The sequence below is a fragment of the Rhodoferax bucti genome (genome assembly GCF_005876985.1).
Taxonomy (GTDB): domain Bacteria; phylum Pseudomonadota; class Gammaproteobacteria; order Burkholderiales; family Burkholderiaceae_C; genus Allorhodoferax; species Allorhodoferax bucti.
In genome coordinates, this window is sequence record NZ_VAHD01000002.1 from 740,183 (window position 1) to 756,077 (window position 15,895).

15 protein-coding genes are annotated in these 15,895 nt (G+C 59.7%); 8 read left to right on the forward strand and 7 right to left on the reverse strand.

Features of this window, described 5'->3' with window-relative positions; translation table 11 throughout:
- Positions 1 to 119 precede the first annotated feature (119 nt).
- Positions 120 to 335 carry a (2Fe-2S)-binding protein gene (locus FDM28_RS10085; protein ID WP_138515009.1) on the reverse strand — a complete coding sequence of 72 codons (216 nt, stop codon included), beginning with the start codon at positions 333 to 335 and terminating at the stop codon, positions 120 to 122.
- A 194-nt stretch (positions 336 to 529) separates the two neighbouring features.
- Between FDM28_RS10085 and FDM28_RS10090 the strand changes: the two genes are divergently transcribed.
- Positions 530 to 1,303, forward strand: coding sequence for a tetratricopeptide repeat protein (locus FDM28_RS10090; protein WP_138515010.1), 774 nt, complete (start codon positions 530 to 532; stop codon positions 1,301 to 1,303).
- On the opposite strand, the gene FDM28_RS10095 is transcribed toward FDM28_RS10090, so the two are convergent.
- The 5 genes from FDM28_RS10095 to bfr form a co-directional block, all read right to left on the reverse strand.
- Positions 1,292 to 2,455, reverse strand: coding sequence for a DUF1513 domain-containing protein (locus tag FDM28_RS10095; protein WP_170211708.1), 1,164 nt, complete (start codon positions 2,453 to 2,455; stop codon positions 1,292 to 1,294). The two genes, FDM28_RS10090 and FDM28_RS10095, sit on opposite strands and share 12 nt — an antisense overlap.
- A gap of 7 nt (positions 2,456 to 2,462) precedes the next feature.
- Positions 2,463 to 3,530, reverse strand: coding sequence for an imelysin family protein (locus tag FDM28_RS10100; protein WP_138515012.1), 1,068 nt, complete (start codon positions 3,528 to 3,530; stop codon positions 2,463 to 2,465).
- The gene (locus FDM28_RS10105; RefSeq protein WP_138515013.1) at positions 3,527 to 4,975 is read right to left on the reverse strand and encodes a di-heme oxidoreductase family protein; all 1,449 of its coding nucleotides are present in this window, start codon (positions 4,973 to 4,975) and stop codon (positions 3,527 to 3,529) included. Before FDM28_RS10105 ends, FDM28_RS10100 begins: the two co-directional genes overlap by 4 nt.
- Complete coding sequence (locus tag FDM28_RS10110; protein WP_138515014.1) at positions 4,972 to 6,129, reverse strand: imelysin family protein; 1,158 nt, start codon at positions 6,127 to 6,129, stop codon at positions 4,972 to 4,974. The genes FDM28_RS10105 and FDM28_RS10110 overlap by 4 nt, the downstream gene beginning before the upstream one ends.
- Positions 6,130 to 6,259: 130 nt before the next feature.
- Complete coding sequence (gene bfr, locus FDM28_RS10115; RefSeq protein ID WP_138515015.1) at positions 6,260 to 6,736, reverse strand: bacterioferritin; 477 nt, start codon at positions 6,734 to 6,736, stop codon at positions 6,260 to 6,262.
- Between the two features lie 624 nt (positions 6,737 to 7,360).
- On the opposite strand from bfr, the gene FDM28_RS10120 reads away from it, so the two are divergent.
- The gene (locus FDM28_RS10120; RefSeq protein ID WP_240791966.1) at positions 7,361 to 8,473 is read left to right on the forward strand and encodes a DUF2325 domain-containing protein; all 1,113 of its coding nucleotides are present in this window, start codon (positions 7,361 to 7,363) and stop codon (positions 8,471 to 8,473) included.
- On the opposite strand, the gene ppsR is transcribed toward FDM28_RS10120, so the two are convergent.
- Positions 8,430 to 9,251, reverse strand: coding sequence for a posphoenolpyruvate synthetase regulatory kinase/phosphorylase PpsR (gene ppsR, locus FDM28_RS10125; RefSeq protein ID WP_138515017.1), 822 nt, complete (start codon positions 9,249 to 9,251; stop codon positions 8,430 to 8,432). The genes FDM28_RS10120 and ppsR overlap by 44 nt on opposite strands.
- A 216-nt stretch (positions 9,252 to 9,467) precedes the next feature.
- Here ppsR and ppsA point away from each other — a divergent pair, with 216 nt between their 5' ends.
- The 6 genes from ppsA to rplI all read left to right on the forward strand — a co-directional run bounded on the left by ppsA (position 9,468) and on the right by rplI (position 15,736).
- Positions 9,468 to 11,858 carry a phosphoenolpyruvate synthase gene (ppsA, locus tag FDM28_RS10130; protein WP_138515018.1) on the forward strand — a complete coding sequence of 797 codons (2,391 nt, stop codon included), beginning with the start codon at positions 9,468 to 9,470 and terminating at the stop codon, positions 11,856 to 11,858.
- Positions 11,858 to 14,164: a VC_2705 family sodium/solute symporter gene (locus FDM28_RS10135; RefSeq protein WP_240791967.1), complete on the forward strand. Its 2,307-nt coding sequence runs from the start codon at positions 11,858 to 11,860 to the stop codon at positions 14,162 to 14,164. Before ppsA ends, FDM28_RS10135 begins: the two co-directional genes overlap by 1 nt.
- 115 nt (positions 14,165 to 14,279) lie before the next feature.
- On the forward strand, positions 14,280 to 14,645 hold the full coding sequence (gene rpsF / locus FDM28_RS10140) for a 30S ribosomal protein S6 (RefSeq protein WP_087494188.1): 366 nt from the start codon (positions 14,280 to 14,282) through the stop codon (positions 14,643 to 14,645).
- A gap of 33 nt (positions 14,646 to 14,678) precedes the next feature.
- Positions 14,679 to 14,972 carry a primosomal replication protein N gene (gene priB, locus FDM28_RS10145; RefSeq protein ID WP_257789658.1) on the forward strand — a complete coding sequence of 98 codons (294 nt, stop codon included), beginning with the start codon at positions 14,679 to 14,681 and terminating at the stop codon, positions 14,970 to 14,972.
- Between the two features lie 17 nt (positions 14,973 to 14,989).
- On the forward strand, positions 14,990 to 15,271 hold the full coding sequence (gene rpsR / locus FDM28_RS10150) for a 30S ribosomal protein S18 (protein ID WP_029708819.1): 282 nt from the start codon (positions 14,990 to 14,992) through the stop codon (positions 15,269 to 15,271).
- Between the two features lie 12 nt (positions 15,272 to 15,283).
- Entirely contained in the window at positions 15,284 to 15,736 is a 453-nt protein-coding gene (gene rplI / locus FDM28_RS10155; protein WP_138515020.1) for a 50S ribosomal protein L9, read from the forward strand.
- Positions 15,737 to 15,895 lie beyond the last annotated feature (159 nt).

Here is a 15,895-nt window from a genome sequence, read left to right on the forward strand (position 1 = left end):
ATACGTTCGTGTGAAAGAATTTGCTGGCTATGTCTTCATCACCTCCGGTGACAACTGACGTGGCTTGCTGAAAGTTTTAAGTAAACAAGAATTATTCCTGTTTGCTTGCAAAAAAATGGTTACAGATGACGCGTGATCTGCATGGTTTTCCATGCGCCGTGGACCAGTGCTGCATTCGCGTGGCAGCATTCCACGACATCGCGGGCGCAGTCTTCGCAGCGGCCGCACTGGGTGGCAACGCCCAGATCGATCTGGATATCTTCAAAGCTTTTCCCCTCACTGGCGTGCTGGTGAATTTCTTTGTCAGAGACGCGGTGGCAAACGCAAACAATCATGGAAGCTCACAGTGAAGCGTTGAATGGAAGTTGCGTATTCTAAATGGGAATTTGTCGCATTTGCATTCTTTGTAAAGAAATAATGTCTATTGGGTTGAAACACAACAGCACTTTTACCTCTGGAATCCAGATGAACTGTGTCGGACAGATGATGGCTATCATTGCGAACAATTCTTATTTGATGCGAATAAATAATGCCGAACAATGTTCTTGCTCTCCCCGATAGCCTGGCCTCTTTGAATGCACTTTCACCGGAGGACTGGCAGTCCATTACTGCGGACGAGCCCATGGCGGCGGCTGCCTGGATGCAGGCGGCCGCGCACCTGGGCCATGGAGACGCGCAATCCATCCTGGGGCAGTGGTTGCTGGATGGTCATGGTGTGGAGCGCAACCCCCAGGAGGCGCTTGGGTGGTTTCTCAAGGCCGGTAAGCAAGGCCACATCGTCGGCATCAACATGGCCGGGCGTTGTTTTGAAAATGGTTGGGGTACCCCGCCCGATGCGTTTGCGGCGGTCAACTGGTACCGGCAGGCGGCACACAAGGGCTTGGAGGCGGGCATGTACAACTATGCGAACATGCTGGCTACCGGCCGTGGTGTGCGCAAAGATCCGACGGCTGCGCTGGAGTGGTACCGCCGTGCCGCCCGCTTGGGGCATGCCAAGTCCATGACCAAAATCGGCCACTTTTATGAAGACGGCCGCGTGGTGCGCAGAGACGTGGAGGCAGCCTTTACGTGGTTTGAAAAGGGCGCCCATGGGGGAGACTTTCGCGGGCAGTTCAACTACGCCAGCATGCTAGCCGCCCGGGGGCAGCTGCAACAGGCGCTGGAGTGGCTCAAAAAAGTGCCCCTCACCGCCACGCCCGGCTACAAGCGCTTGGCGGGTGAGCAACTTGTGCAGTCCCCCACGCCTGAGTTTCAAGCGGTAGGGCGGCAGATGCTGGAAAGCCTGGAGGCCTTAGCTCCGTAACGCCGTTGGCGGTAGCACCATCGCATGGTTGTCCCACGCGGTGGAGAGGCGGTGCGAGGTCGGGGCTGCGGCGTCTGCCGGGAGCCACAAAGCCGCAGCCTCGCCTGCCGCGAACAATCTAGGGCCCTGCCCGCTCAGTGCTCCTACGCCCGCCAGCGGGATGAGTTGTTGATCGTCGCCCCGCACCGACCACGACACCATCCATCCCGCACGGGGCGCGCTGATCCAAAAGCGGCCGTGGGTGCAGCACACATCGCCGGCGTAGCCGTCCCAGCCCGGCGGAGCTTGGCCGCCGTGCCAGTCCACGGTTTTCAACTGCCCGTCGCGCCACAGCGCCAAGGCCGGAGCGTGCTGGCGTGCAGTCGGGTCCGGGTGCTCGGCTTGCATCGCAACGGCAACTGTGCCGTCCGCAGACCGTGCAAGATGGCGCAGGCTCAGGTACGGGTCGTCCAGAGACCAGCCTTGTATGTGCTCGCCCGTGGTGGGCTCCAGCACACTCAGGTTGGGCGCCATGCGCCCGATGTTGAGCTTATGCCTTCCGGTTTCGGGCAGGTTGAGAATGCCGCCATTTGCCACCAGCAGATGGTCGTTTGGCAAGGTGAGTAAGGCGTGCGGGCCGATGCCATGGCTGGCAAATTCGCGTTGTTTCTCCAGGCTGGCCCAGTGGCGCTCTACCACCAGGCCGGCTCCGGTTTCTCCATCGGTTTCGGTGGTGAAAAATGTGGTGCCGTCCAGGCTGGCGCAAGCGTGGCCGGCCAGGTAGCGATCGTCTTCCAGGGGGTGCCACCGCAGGGCGCGCTGGCGGTGCAAGTCCATGCGCAGCAGGTATTCCCCGGGGCGGCGGGCCAGCACCAGGGCTTGGGCGCCCGGCAAGCCTGCTGCCGCCGGCACAGGCAGCAGCCCATGCGCCCGCGCCGGTAATGCGATGCCCCGCAACTGCACGCCCGGAGACCAGATGCCGGCATACGCCGTCTCCCCCTGTTGCCAAGCGGTCAACACGCGCAGCGCCGAGCGGCTGCTTGCGGCCCCTTCTTGTGCGGCCGCAGCTGCGTGGGTGGTGCCCCCCAGCCAGCCCACACAGGCTGCCAGTGTGGTTTGCAGCAGCGTGCGACGGCTGAGGCTAGCGCTACGGGTGCTGGTGGGTGGCGTCACGGAGGGCTCAATCGCCATCAGCATCGGTGAAGCCCAGCGAAAAGTCGAACAGCTCGCTCCCCAGGTCGCTCACGTAGCGGTGCAAGCCCGCGAGGCTTTGCTGCGCACGCTGGAGGCTGGCCGTGTTCTCGGGCCGGGCCTGGTGGAGTGCCTGCACCATCGCGCGGGTCAGTACCTGCAAGCGCTCTGCCTCCCGGGGGTAACGCCGGCCCAGCAATAGGCTGTGCAGGGTGCCGGGCAAAGGGAGCGCGGCGTGGCAGGCAGACCCCGGTGCGCTGTCCAGCGGGCCGGTGAAAAATGCCTGCAAGGCACGCGCCTGTGCTTGCCAGGCAGCCCGCGTTTGGCCGCTGACGCCGCGGACCCATATGGCGCTGTCTTTGCCACGGGTATTGGCTTTGAGCTTTTTCAGCCGCAACTGCTCCAGGCTGCCCACCGCCTGCCCAAACCAGTTGCCGTAGGCGGACCAGGCGTCTGCCTCGTCCCATGTCGTTTGGTGGAGTGCGGTGTAAGCCTGCTCCAGGGTGCGGGCTTCCAGCAGCACCTGCTCGGCCAGCGCTACAGCCAGTGCAGGCTGGGGCGCGCTGCCATCGTTGCGAAACAGCAGCCACTCGAGCGCAGGCAGGCCTTTGGCACTGGCGCCAATGGTTTGCAGGGCTTGCGGGGAGTCAAAGCGGGTAGTGCCGGCGTCCAGCAGCACCTGAATTTGCGCCGGGCGCGTTGGCCAAAAATCCACGGTGCGCGCAGAGCGGCGCTCCAGCAAGGCGTCTACCGGCACGGCAGACAAGGTCTCCCAGGCCAACATGCTGTTCACCCAGGCGGCGCGGCAGTCCGCCCAGGGGCGGGTGCGCAGGTGCTCGTGCAGCGTGTGGCTGTGCTGTGCAAATGCGTTGGCGGCGGGCAACAGGCTGTGGCCCAGCAGGTCCAGCACCAATTCGGATGCGCGTATGTAGGGAGCTGGGGCGGCAGGTGTACCTTCACAGCCAGGGAGTGCTCCTTTTTTGATAGCTGCTCGCGCATATTCCATAGGCGCTAGGGCCATAAATGGCATCAAAAATGCGAGATCACGTCGTTTCACAAAGACTCCACAAAAGCGACCAGTGCGCGGCGCTCATCGGCTGAAAGTTTGAGTACCCGCTCTTTGGCGGCCTGTGCCTCGCCGCCGTGCCAAAGAATGGCTTCCAGCACGCCGTTGGCACGCCCGTCGTGCAGCAAGCGGCGGTGGCCGTTCACGTCGTGGATCAGGCCCACGCCCCAGAGAGGCGGGGTTTTCCACTGTCGGCCATTGGCTGCAAAGTCGGGCCGGCCATCCGCCAGCGCGGGCCCCATGTCGTGGAGCAGCAAGTCGGTATAAGGCCAGATGGTGAGGCCTTGTACCTTGGGGCTGGACAAACGGGGGAACGGTGGCTCGCCCGTGGTGTAGCTGGGTCGGTGGCAGGCGCTGCACTGTGCTTGGGTGAACAGCGCTTGCCCCTGGGCGACGGTCGCCGACTCGGCATGGCGGCGCGCGGCCGGCGCCAGGGTGGCTTGGTAAAAGACCACATCCGACAAGGTGCGGTCGTCGATCTCGGGGGCCTTTCCTTGCGCGCCTCGGGGGGCGGCGAGGCAGTCTTTTTGCGCGGGGGTGCAGGCTTCTTGTGGGTGCTGGGTCGAGGTGATGCCGATGTCCCCCAAAAACGCCCCCGCCGTCTGGCTGGCAATGCTAGCCTGGTTGGCCTTCCAGCCGAAACGGCCTACGCGCATGGCCTGGGCGAAGTCGTCCCACACATGATTGACCTGGCCTTTGATGGGGCCGGGGCTTGCCGCTTGCGCAGCCGCATTGGCCACAATGTCGGCCTCAGGAATAGCCTCTAGCAAACCTACGCCCGCCATGTGCGGTGCAATGCGGGGGCTCAACATGGCACCCGGTGCCAGCGGGCCATAGGCCAAGTTGACAAGTTCGTAGTGGGGTTGACGCAAGGTGTAAGGGGTGCCGTCTGCAAAGCGGCCCCGCAGTGTTTGGTAGCGAATGCGAACCTGCCCCTCGGGCTGCACGCCTTGGATGGCGGCGTTGTTGAACTGGTCGCCATACACCGGGTCGGGCACCACGCCACCGTGGGCGCCCACACCCGGCACCGAGAGGCGCATCAGCAGCGCCACGGGCTGCTCGCTCAGCCCTTTGCGGAAGTCGGGCGGAGCGCCACGCCCGTCTTGCACATGGCAGCCGCCGCACGACCGGGCGATGAAGTGAGGGCCTAATCCGTCACGCGCGGTGGTGGATGCCGGTGCTTCCACCCAATTGCGCCTGAAAAAAGAGTTGCCCACGGCAAAGCGGGCGCGCTCTTCATCATCCAGCGTGGGCAAGGGCATGGAAAACGCATTGCGTCCGGTGGCAAAAGCGGTGGCTGCACCCGCTGTCAGCTCGCCTTGCGCGTTGCCGCTGGTTTGGGGGCTGGTATTGCCCCACAGGGGCCAACACAAAGCGGCGAAGGCACCTGCGGCAGAAATAGCCAGGCCGAACTTTTGGCGAGGCCGCAGCTTCATTTGGTTTGGGCGAGCTTGGTGATGCCGATGGCAGCGGCCGCTTCGGTGATGTCCTTGGACTGCTGCACCAGGCTGTCGATGGTTTTTTGCACCCGCTGGCGACCGGGGGCGTTTTTGTCGCCCACGATCTCGCGGTCAAACGGAGCCTGGATGGCACTGGCGTTGGCTACGCTGGTCGCGATCTGCTGGCTGGTACGCTCCGCCACCAGGGCGTTTTTTGCTGCAACTAGGTCTTTGAGAGAAGGGCCTTGCAAGAGACTGCCGTCCAGGCGCTTATAGCTGCCCAGCCACACGTTTTCGATGCCCTGTGCGTTGGCCACGATGTCGCGGTGGGTGTTATCGGAGAAGCACGAGTGCTCGTCTTCCTTGTCCTGGGTGTTCATGGCGACTTCCATGCGCTCGCCCGCCAACTCGCCGCGCGAGAGGGAACCCAAGCCCACAATCATTTTGCGCACCGACTGCATGCCGCCTTGCTCGAACCGGGCGCGGTAATTTTTGGCACCGGGCGCCCATGCGTTGACGAGAAAGCTCAAGTCATCTACCAGCAGCTCGGTAGCGGTGTTCAGGAAAGCCCTGCGTCGATCTGCGTTGGGTACTTTGCCATCCACAAAGTCTTCAAAGGAGCGGTTGCCGGGGCCGGTGTCGCTTTGGTCTTGGCCCCACAACATGAATTCGATGGCATGCCAACCCGCAGCAATGTTTTCTTCACCGCCGCGCTCATTGAGCTTGGCCAGATTGGCTTTGGTTATTTTGATTTTGGGGTTGTTGACGATGCCGGCTTTAGGCTTGCCCGCCACGCTGTCGATATACGACTCGTCCAGCGGCCAGGCGTTCAGGCGGCCTTCGGGGCCTTTGTCGTCGTCAATCGGGCCGCTGTAAAAGCGAAAGGCCTCGGTTTGTCCGTAAAACTCCCGCGCTGCCAGCCAGGCTTGTTGGGCATCTGCAAGCCCTTGGGCCGAGGGCGCGGCTGTGAAGGCTGCCACTGCCTTTTGCAGCTTTTGGGCGCTGCTGAGCACATCGCTGTAGTTGGCGTGCACGAGGTTGGCGTAATGCTGAACGACGGTCTTGGGCTCGGTGGTCTGGGCATGTGCGGCCACACCGCTCCACAAAACGGCGCTGAGCAGGGCGGCGGCAACGAGGGTGCGCTGATGCATGAGAGTCTTCCTGAAATGGCTAAAGATGAATGTTGCGCATCTTAATGCAAATCGTTCTCATTGCTTTTGAAAAAAATGCGCCGGTTTTGACGCGGCGCAATCTGCAGAGAGAGGGGGGATGAGCGCGTAATTAGCTCAGCTCGCCCATTTGGCTTTGCAGGTAGTTGGGCAGGCCGACCTTGGCAATCAGGTCGATCTGGGTTTCCAGAAAATCGATGTGCTCTTCGGTGTCGTCCAGAATTTTTTGCAGCAGGTCGCGCGACACGTAGTCGCGTACGGATTCGCAATGTGCGATGCCGGCTTTGATGGTGGCCTGCGCGCCCACTTCGGCTTTCAAGTCGCATTCCAGCGCCTCGGGCACGCTCTCGCCGACCATGATTTTGGCCATGTCTTGCAGGTTGGGCAGGCCGTCGAGCATGAAGATGCGGTCCATCAGCATGTCTGCGTGTTTCATCTCGCCAATCGACTCGGCGTATTCCTTTTTGGCCAGCTTGTCGAAGCCCCAGTGCTTGTACATGCGGTAGTGCAAAAAGTACTGGTTGATGGCGGTCAGCTCGTTCTTGAGTTGCGCTTGCAAATGGCCAATGACTTGTGCGTCGCCTTTCATGGGGGCTCCTTGTGTTGAAAGCGCCATTATCCCCAGCGCGCTTGTTCGTGGCATTGCAAAGTTTGGTAAATCGACACCTCGCTTGCACTTCAAAATTCTCATCAAATGAGAATGATTCGCATATACTTTGTTTTGAGCGATATGCATTTCATGTCGAAATTGCAGAGGAGGAGCGATGGACGATCACTCAAACGACGATGCAGGCGGAGGCGGCTCCGCCGTGCAAGCGCTGATGCGGGCTCAGCACCCGCATGCGCAAAGTGGCAGCCGCTATCAGGCGTGGTGCCTGTGTTGCGAGCCTGCGGCTGAGACTCGCGCGGGCAAGCCTCAGCGGCGCGAGGTGGTACGCCCCGTGATGGCGTGGCGTAAGCGCTTGGCTGCGCAAGGGCACCAGCAGCCTTCGGGCGATTTTTCTGAAATTAGGAGTCAAATATGCCTCTAGCGCACGCAGTATCTGCGCAAGCAGCTATTAAAATTATAGCAAATGAACCCTCCTTGGCGTACCCCAACTCCGCTCCTGCGCAGGGCTGTCAGTCTCCGCACCCCGGTCCGTCGGAGCTCACCGGTTCGCGTCGCCGGCGCTTGTGGGATTTGGATGCCCATTGCCATTGCCCTCTGATCGGAGTGAGTTTGCCGATCGACGTTTTGCGGCGCTTGGTGAACAAAGCTTTGGGCGGTAGCGCGGTCGCCAATGACTATGAGGTGCATGCAGGCGCGGTGTCTGAAGCGGCGCGGCGCTGCAAGCTGTCGGAGCTTATGCAGGCGGAGTTGGAGGTGCGCTACGCGCGCGAAATCCAGGCATTCAGGCCCGCCAAGAACACGCTGGCAGTGGCGGAACTCTGGGTGCGCTATTTGAAAGCGGGGGACGTAGCAGGCGCCTTTTGGGCAGCATTGACCCATCCGCGGTGTGATGCTGCATTGCGCGATGCCATGTGCAAAGATTTGCACATGTTCCAGCACCAGGCGGGGGCGGGTGTACGTCTGGAAATGACCCGCTTCCATGCGGTCGCCGATGAAAATGCGGTGCTGATCCGCGAGCTGGGCAAGGTCCAGGAGCGCATGACGCGCGTGATGGTGGAGAAGAAAGCAGAGCTGGATCGACTGCAGACGGCATTGCTCCAAGTGCGGGCCGAGGTCGTTGCTAAAGACAGCCGTATTGCCTTCATGGCGCAGGATTTGGAGCAGCTACGCGGCAGTGTGTCCCAATGGGACGAGAAGGTGCATCTCCAGAAGAAGCTGGAACGCATGACCGTGCGCCAACGAGAGCTGGAGCAGCACAACACCGAGTTGCGGCGGCGCTTGCAGTCTGCAGAGCGCAGCTTGGCGGAGAGACATGCGTTGCCGGAGCGCGCCGTTTTGCCTCGGGTAGCGGCTGTGCAAGAGCACCCGGTGCATCTGGCCTTGGGCCAGAAAACGGTGCTGTGTGTAGGCGGGCGCAGCGGCAATATCGCCAACTACCGCGATGTGGTGGAGCGGGTGGGTGGGCGCTTCGCCCACCACGATGGCGGTCTGGAAGACAACGCCTCGGTGCTGGATGCCAGTCTCGCCGCTGCAGATCTGGTGATTTGCCAGACCGGCTGCATCAGCCACAACGCCTATTGGCGCGTCAAAGACTTTTGCAAGCGCACCGGCAAACAGTGCGTGTATGTGGAAAGTGCCAGCGTTTCATCGCTGGAGCGCAAACTGCAAGCGCTCAGTACACCAGCCGCTCCGGGTGTATTTCCTGAAGAATCGTAGTCGCGATTTCTTCGATTGACTTGGTGGTAGTGGAGAGCCAACGGATGCCGGTGCGGCGCATCATGGCCTCGGCCTCACTCACCTCCATGCGGCAGTTTTCCAGCGACGCGTAGCGTGAGTTGGGGCGGCGTTCATTGCGGATTTCGCTCAAACGCTCGGGCTGGATGGTGAGGCCAAAAATCTTGCCCCGGTGCGGCACCAGGGCCGGCGGAAGCTGGCGGCGCTCAAAGTCTTCCGGGATCAGCGGGTAGTTGGACGCTTTGAGGCCGTATTGCATGGCCAGATACAGCGAGGTGGGGGTTTTACCACTGCGGCTCACGCCCACCAGAATCACATCGCTCTGTTCCAGGTCGCGGTTGCTTTGGCCGTCGTCGTGCGCCAGGGAGAAATTGATGGCTTCAATCCGGTCGTGGTATTCCTTGCTTTTGCTCGCGTCGCTGAAGCGGCCGATGCGGTGGTTGGACTTGAGCCCCAGCTCCTGCTCCAAGGGATGCACAAACATGCCGAACATGTCCAGCAACATACCCTGACAGCCTTCCTGGATGACTTTGAGCACTTCCATATTCACCAAGGTGGTGAATACGATGGGCTTGTTGCCGTCCACCACGCCGGTGTGGTTGATTTGCCGCACCGCCTGGTGGGCTTTGTCGACCGTGTCCACGAAGGGCAGGCGCACATGCCGTGCTTTGGTTTCGAACTGGGCGAGGATGGCGTTACCGAAGGTTTCAGCGGTGATGCCGGTGCCGTCGGAAATGAAAAATACGGTGCGTTGGGGCATGTTGGTCGGGTGTGTGAGCGTCAGTCTGATGCAAGGGCGCGGTGGTTTTCGTAATCGGGTTACACGATGTGCACACCTACAATCACCGCAATTTAGCGCATTTAGGTACCCGTTACGTTTCCCACAACAGCAACAACAGGAAAGTGACAGGCGGCGCGACCCGCGCCCGGCATGGTCCGGCGGGTCATGGAAAGGTTTTAACTTCTGGAGCATCCTATGTCTGAACTTTTCAATGCGACCGACCTGGTCGTGCCTTTCGAGCGTTTGCGCATGACGGACGTTGAGTCCGTCGGTGGCAAAAACGCCAGCTTGGGGGAGATGATTTCCCAGCTGCCGCAAGGCGTGCGGGTCCCCACGGGCTTTGCCACGACGGCCCACGCATTCCGCCAGTTCTTGGCCCACGACGGCTTGGCCGACAAAATCAGCGCCAAGCTGAAAACGCTGGATACCGAAGATGTCCGTGCCTTGGCGGTCGTAGGTGCAGAAATCCGTGCCATGGTGGAGGCCCAGCCTTTCCCCGCAGATTTGGAAAAATCCATTCGTGAGGCTTTTGCCACCTTGTCTGCCGGCAACGACCAGGCCAGCTTCGCCGTACGTTCGTCTGCTACGGCAGAAGATCTGCCGGATGCCTCATTTGCCGGTCAGCAGGAAACCTTTTTGAATGTGGTGGGCATCGAAGACGTGCTCCACAAGATGAAAGAGGTGTTCGCCTCGCTCTATAACGACCGCGCTATTAGCTATCGCGTGCACAAGGGCTTTGCCCATGATGTGGTGGCTTTGAGTGCTGGCGTTCAGCGCATGGTGCGTTCGGACTTGGGCGCTGCTGGCGTGATGTTCACCATCGACACCGAATCCGGCTTCGATCAAGTCGTCTTCATCACCTCCAGCTACGGCTTGGGTGAAACTGTGGTGCAGGGCGCAGTGAACCCGGACGAGTTTTATGTGCACAAGCCCATGCTCAAGGCCGGCAATCGTGCGGTGATTCGCCGCAATTTGGGTTCCAAACTTTTGCAAATGGTGTTCACCAGCGCAGAAGAAAAGGCCGCTGGCGGTAAGTTGGTCAAAACAACGGATGTGCCTGCCGAATTGCGCAACCGCTATTCCTTGACCGACGCCGATGTGGAGCAACTGGCGAAGTACGCGCTGGTGATCGAGGAGCACTATGGCCGCCCCATGGACATTGAATGGGGCAAGGACGGTATCGACGGGCAACTTTATATCCTGCAGGCCCGACCTGAGACGGTGAAAAGCCAAGCCGGTGCCAGCGCAGAGTACCGCTACAAGCTCAAGGGCAAAGGCAATGTTGTGGCTGAAGGGCGTGCCATCGGCCAGAAGATCGGCACCGGCCCGGTCCGCATCGTGCACAACATCAGCGAGATGGACAAAGTCCAAGCCGGTGATGTGTTGGTGACGGACATGACCGACCCCAACTGGGAACCGGTCATGAAGCGTGCAAGTGCCATCGTGACCAACCGCGGCGGGCGTACCTGCCATGCGGCCATCATTGCGCGTGAGTTGGGTATCCCGGCGGTCGTGGGTTGCGGCAATGCAACCGACCTGCTCAAAGACGGCATGTTGGTAACGGTGAGCTGCGCTGAAGGCGACACCGGTTTCATCTACGACGGTTTGCTAGAAACGGAAGTCTCCGAAGTTCAGCGTGGCTTGATGCCTGAGATTCCCGTCAAGATCATGATGAACGTGGGCAACCCGCAGCTGGCATTTGATTTCTGCCAACTGCCGAACCAAGGCGTGGGTCTGGCTCGTCTCGAGTTCATCATCAACAACAACATCGGCGTGCACCCCAAGGCCATTCTCGACTACCCGAACGTGGACGCCGATTTGAAGAAAGCCGTGGAATCTGTGGCACGTGGCCATGCTTCCCCCCGCGCTTTCTATGTGGACCGTGTTGCTGAAGGTGTGGCCACGATTGCGGCTGCTTTCTGGCCCAAGCCGGTGATTGTTCGCCTGTCTGACTTCAAGAGCAACGAGTACCGCAAGCTGATTGGTGGCAGCCGTTACGAGCCGGAAGAAGAAAACCCCATGTTGGGCTTCCGCGGTGCGGCACGCTATATCAGCAACGAGTTCGGTGAGGCCTTTGCCATGGAGTGCGAGGCCCTCAAGCGCGTGCGCAACGAAATGGGGCTGACCAATGTGCAGGTGATGGTGCCGTTTGTGCGTACTTTGGGCCAAGCCAAGCGCGTGACAGAACTGTTGGGTCGCCATGGTTTGCGCCGCGGCGAGGCAGACCTCAAGCTCATCATGATGTGCGAGATTCCGAGCAATGCCATTTTGGCAGACCAGTTCCTGGAGTACTTCGACGGTTTCTCCATCGGCTCCAACGACCTGACCCAGCTCTCCTTGGGGCTGGACCGTGACTCCGGCTTGGAACTGTTGGCAGCAGACTTCGACGAGCGTGACCCTGCCGTGAAAGCTTTGATCACCATGGCCATCAGCGCTTGCAAGCGCCAAGGCAAGTATGTGGGTATCTGTGGCCAGGGCCCCAGCGACCACCCCGACTTTGCCAAGTGGTTGGACGAGCAGGGCATTTCCTCCATCTCGCTCAACCCTGATTCGGTGATTGCCACCTGGCAGCAACTCGCTGCTTGATGCCTGAGATGACAACCCGGCGCAACTGGCGCCTGCATGCAGTTCTGCTTGCGCTGTGGTTTGTCTTCTCATTCGGGATTACTTTTTTTGCACGCGATCTGTCCGGGAGTTTTTTCTCTTGGCCGATCGCGTACTGGTTTGCGGCGCAGGGGTCTGTGCTGGTGTTCATTGGCATCGTGGTGACGTTTGCTTTTTTCGCGAACCGACGATCGCAAGAAACTTCTCTTTTTCATCCTGCTGAATACCGGCAGTACACCCGCAGTATTCATCGCCGGTTTTTTGTTTTCGTGGCAGTGCTGCTCTGCTTTTTGATGGCGCTGGGGCTGGCAGAGCATTGGGGCTTGCCCCGGGCGTGGGTGGCGGGTATTTTTCTGTCGGTGACTTTGGTGCTGTACGCGGTGATCGGAGTGTTTGCACGCACCGCGGATGCCAATGAGTACTACGTTGCAGGGCGGCGTATCCCCAGTGTGTACAACGGTATGGCGACCGCCGCCGATTGGATGAGTGCGGCCTCCTTCATCAGCTTGGCCGGAGGGCTTTACTCCCAGGGGTTCAGTGGCTCCGGTGCGCAGCCGGGAGGTTTGGCCTATGTGTTGGGCTGGACCGGCGGGTTTTGTCTCGTCGCCCTGTTGGTGGCGCCCTACCTGCGCAGCATGAATTTGTACACCGTACCGGATTTCTTCTTGGTGCGCTTTGGTGGACATTGGCCCCGGCGTATTGCGGCCTGGTCGGCGGTGCTGTGCTCATTCACCTATGTAGTGGCTCAGCTCTACGGGGTAGGCTTGATCACTTCACGCCTGACCGGCGTGCATTTTGAAATCGGTATTTTGCTGGCGCTGGGAGGCGTGCTGGTGTGCTCGTTCTTGGGTGGAATGCGGGCGGTCACCTGGACGCAAGTTACTCAGTATGTGGTGATCATCCTGGCCTTTTTGATCCCGGTGTCCTGGTTGTCTTACCAGCAAACAGGCAATCCATTCGCGCCACTGGCGTATGGACAGCAGCTGGGCAAGATTACGGACATGGAGCGGGCGTTTGCCGTGTCAGCGCAGGAGCAAGAGGTTGTGGTGATTTATGCCCGCCGTGCAGAGGAGTTTCAGCGCAAGTTGCAGGATGTCGATGCCTCGCTCGCGCAAGAGCGTGCCGAGTTACGGCGCCAACTGCGCGTGTTGGGTGACAGCAAGGCGCCTGACACCTTGGTGCAATCCACGCGTAAAGCCTTGGCCGCCCTGCCCAAAGATGCGGTTGCCGCCCGCGAGATGTGGAGTCGTGGCTTCCAGGAGAACGCCGACCGCGCCAAGGCCTTAGGGGGCATGGCCTCGCAGACCCGCGCATTTGCGGGGGACCCGGATGGTTCGCCTGCAGAGCAGTCGGCGTTCACGGCGTCCCGTTCCAACTTCTTAGCGCTGATGTTTTGCTTGATGGTGGGCACTGCAGGTCTGCCACATTTGTTAACCCGCTACTACACCACGCCGGGTGTGGCCCAGGCGCGCAGGTCGGTGGCATGGTCTTTGGTGTTCATTGCACTGCTGTATTTGTCAGCGCCCGCGCTGGCCGTACTGGTTAAGTATGAGGTGATGGCCCATCTCGTAGGCCAACCGTTTGATGCCTTGCCCTCGTGGATGTTGCAATGGTCCCGCGATCCGAATTTGCTTGCCTTCAGCGATGTGAACAGCGATGGCATCCTGCAGTTTGCAGAGCTGCGGGTCGGTGCTGATCTGGTCATGCTGGCCTCGCCCGATATAGGTGGGTTGCCGTATGTGGTGTCCGTGTTAGTCGCAGCGGGGGGGTTGGCCGCCGCGCTGTCTACCGCAGACGGGCTGCTGCTCACGATTGGCAATGCGCTAGCACATGATATGTACTTTGAGGGCAAGAGCAATAAGGCAGAGGCGATGCGCCGCGTCATGTTGTCCAAGTTCGCGCTTTTGGTTGTGGCGCTGATGGCGGCCTATGCGGCGGCGCAGCGGCCTGCAGGCATTTTGTATTTGGTGTCTGCATCGTTTTCCTTGGCGGGGGCTGCTTTTGTGCCGGCCATGGTGATGGGCATTTTTTGGAAGCGCACAACACGAACCGGTGCAGTTGCCGGCATGCTCGCGGGCTTGGGCACTACGGTGTATTACATGGTGGTCAATTTCCCTTTGCTGCGGCAGTGGTTTGGATTTTCCGGCGAGCATCTGTGGTTCGGCATTCAGCCGGTATCGGCGGGCGTTTTCGGTGTGCCGGTGGGGCTGATAGTTGCTTTCCTGGTCAGCCTGGCGACCTCGCCGGAGTCTAGTGAAGATGGTAATTGGGCACCTCCTCTGGGTTAGGCTATAATCATGGGCTTCGCCTTGCTGCACCCCGTCTAGACGCCGGGGGCAGCTTTTATTGACCGGCACGCAAGTGCCGGGAACCCAGATGCTGGGAAATCCTCAAGGAGTATCAATGCGTCATTACGAAATCATCCTCATGATCCACCCGGATCAGAGCGAGCAAGTTCCTGCCATGCTGGAGCGTTACAAGGGCATGATCACCGCTGGCGGTGGCAAGGTGCACCGCGTTGAAGATTGGGGCCGTCGTCAGATGGTGTACATGATCAACAAGCTGGCCAAGGCCCACTACCTGTGCGTCAACATCGAAGCCGACCAGGCTGTGATGTCTGAACTCGAACACGCGTTCAAGTTTAACGACGCTGTGTTGCGTCACCTGACTGTGTCCAAGAAGAAAGCTGAAACCGGTCCTTCTTCCATGATGAAGACAGTCGAGCGCGAAGACGCACGCAAGGCCCAACAGGCCGAGTACCAAGCCTAATTGGATCGGTTAACGAATCTTTCCTGGTAAGGAGTGCAAGCGAATTCACTGGTTTTAGGTGCTTGTATCGCAGAGGTAGAAACCATGCGCTACACGCCCGCAGGCTTACCGGCCTTGAATCTGCGGCTCGAGCACGAGTCTGTGGTTCAGGAAGCCGGCAGCAGCAGAACCGTGAAAGTCGTAGTCAAGGCGGTGGCCTTCGGAACACTGGCAGAACGGCTTGCCAAGCAAGCCATAGGCAGTGTCTGGAACTTCACCGGTTTTTTGGCAAATGCACGACAGGGAAAGTCAGTCGTTTTCCATATTCAAGAATTTTTGCAAGATTAATTTTTTAGGAGTCCATCATGCCCGGACCAAAACGTTTCAACAAAGACAAGCGTCCCAAGCGCAACACCCAATCGCTGCTGTTCAAGCGCAAGCGTTTCTGCCGCTTCACCGTGACCGGTGTGGAAGAAATCGACTACAAAGACATCGACACTTTGCGTGACTTCATTGCTGAAAACGGCAAGATCATCCCCGCACGCCTCACCGGCACCCGCGCTATTTTCCAGCGTCAACTGAACACCGCTATCAAGCGCGCTCGCTTCCTGGCGATGCTGCCTTACAGCGACCAGCACAAGATCTAAGGAGTCCCGACCATGCAAATCATTCTGCTCGACAAGGTCGTGAACCTCGGCAACCTCGGCGAAATCGTCAAGGTCAAAGACGGCTACGCTCGCAATTTCCTGATCCCCTCCGGCCGTGCACGTCGCGCTACTGAATCTGCCAAGGCAGAATTCGAAGCCAAGCGCGCTGAACTGGAAAAAGCTGCAGCCGCCAAGTTGGCTGAGTGCAAGGCTTTGGGCGAAAAGCTCGGCGGTACCACCATCAAGCTGACTCAAAAGGCGGGTGTGGATGGCCGTTTGTTCGGTTCCGTCACCAACTACGACATCGCTGAAGAATTGGCTAAGACTGGTTACAAAGTCGCCAAGTCGCAAGTGCGTATGCCCAACGGCCCTATCAAGGTCGTGAGCGACAGCACTGTGAGCGTGGCTCTGCACACTGACGTGGTGGTGGACATCACCGTGTCCGTGTACGGCGAAACTGCGTAAGCAATCCTCTGCATGCAGTCTGGTAACAGACTGCAGCAACTCAAAAGCCGCAAGGGCCTGCCTCTTGCGGCTTTTGTATTTTGTGCGGTGACTTATCCCGCTCTTTGCACAGTTTTCCCACAACTTGCCCCCAGCCTTTTCCTCGACGTACGCACGGGC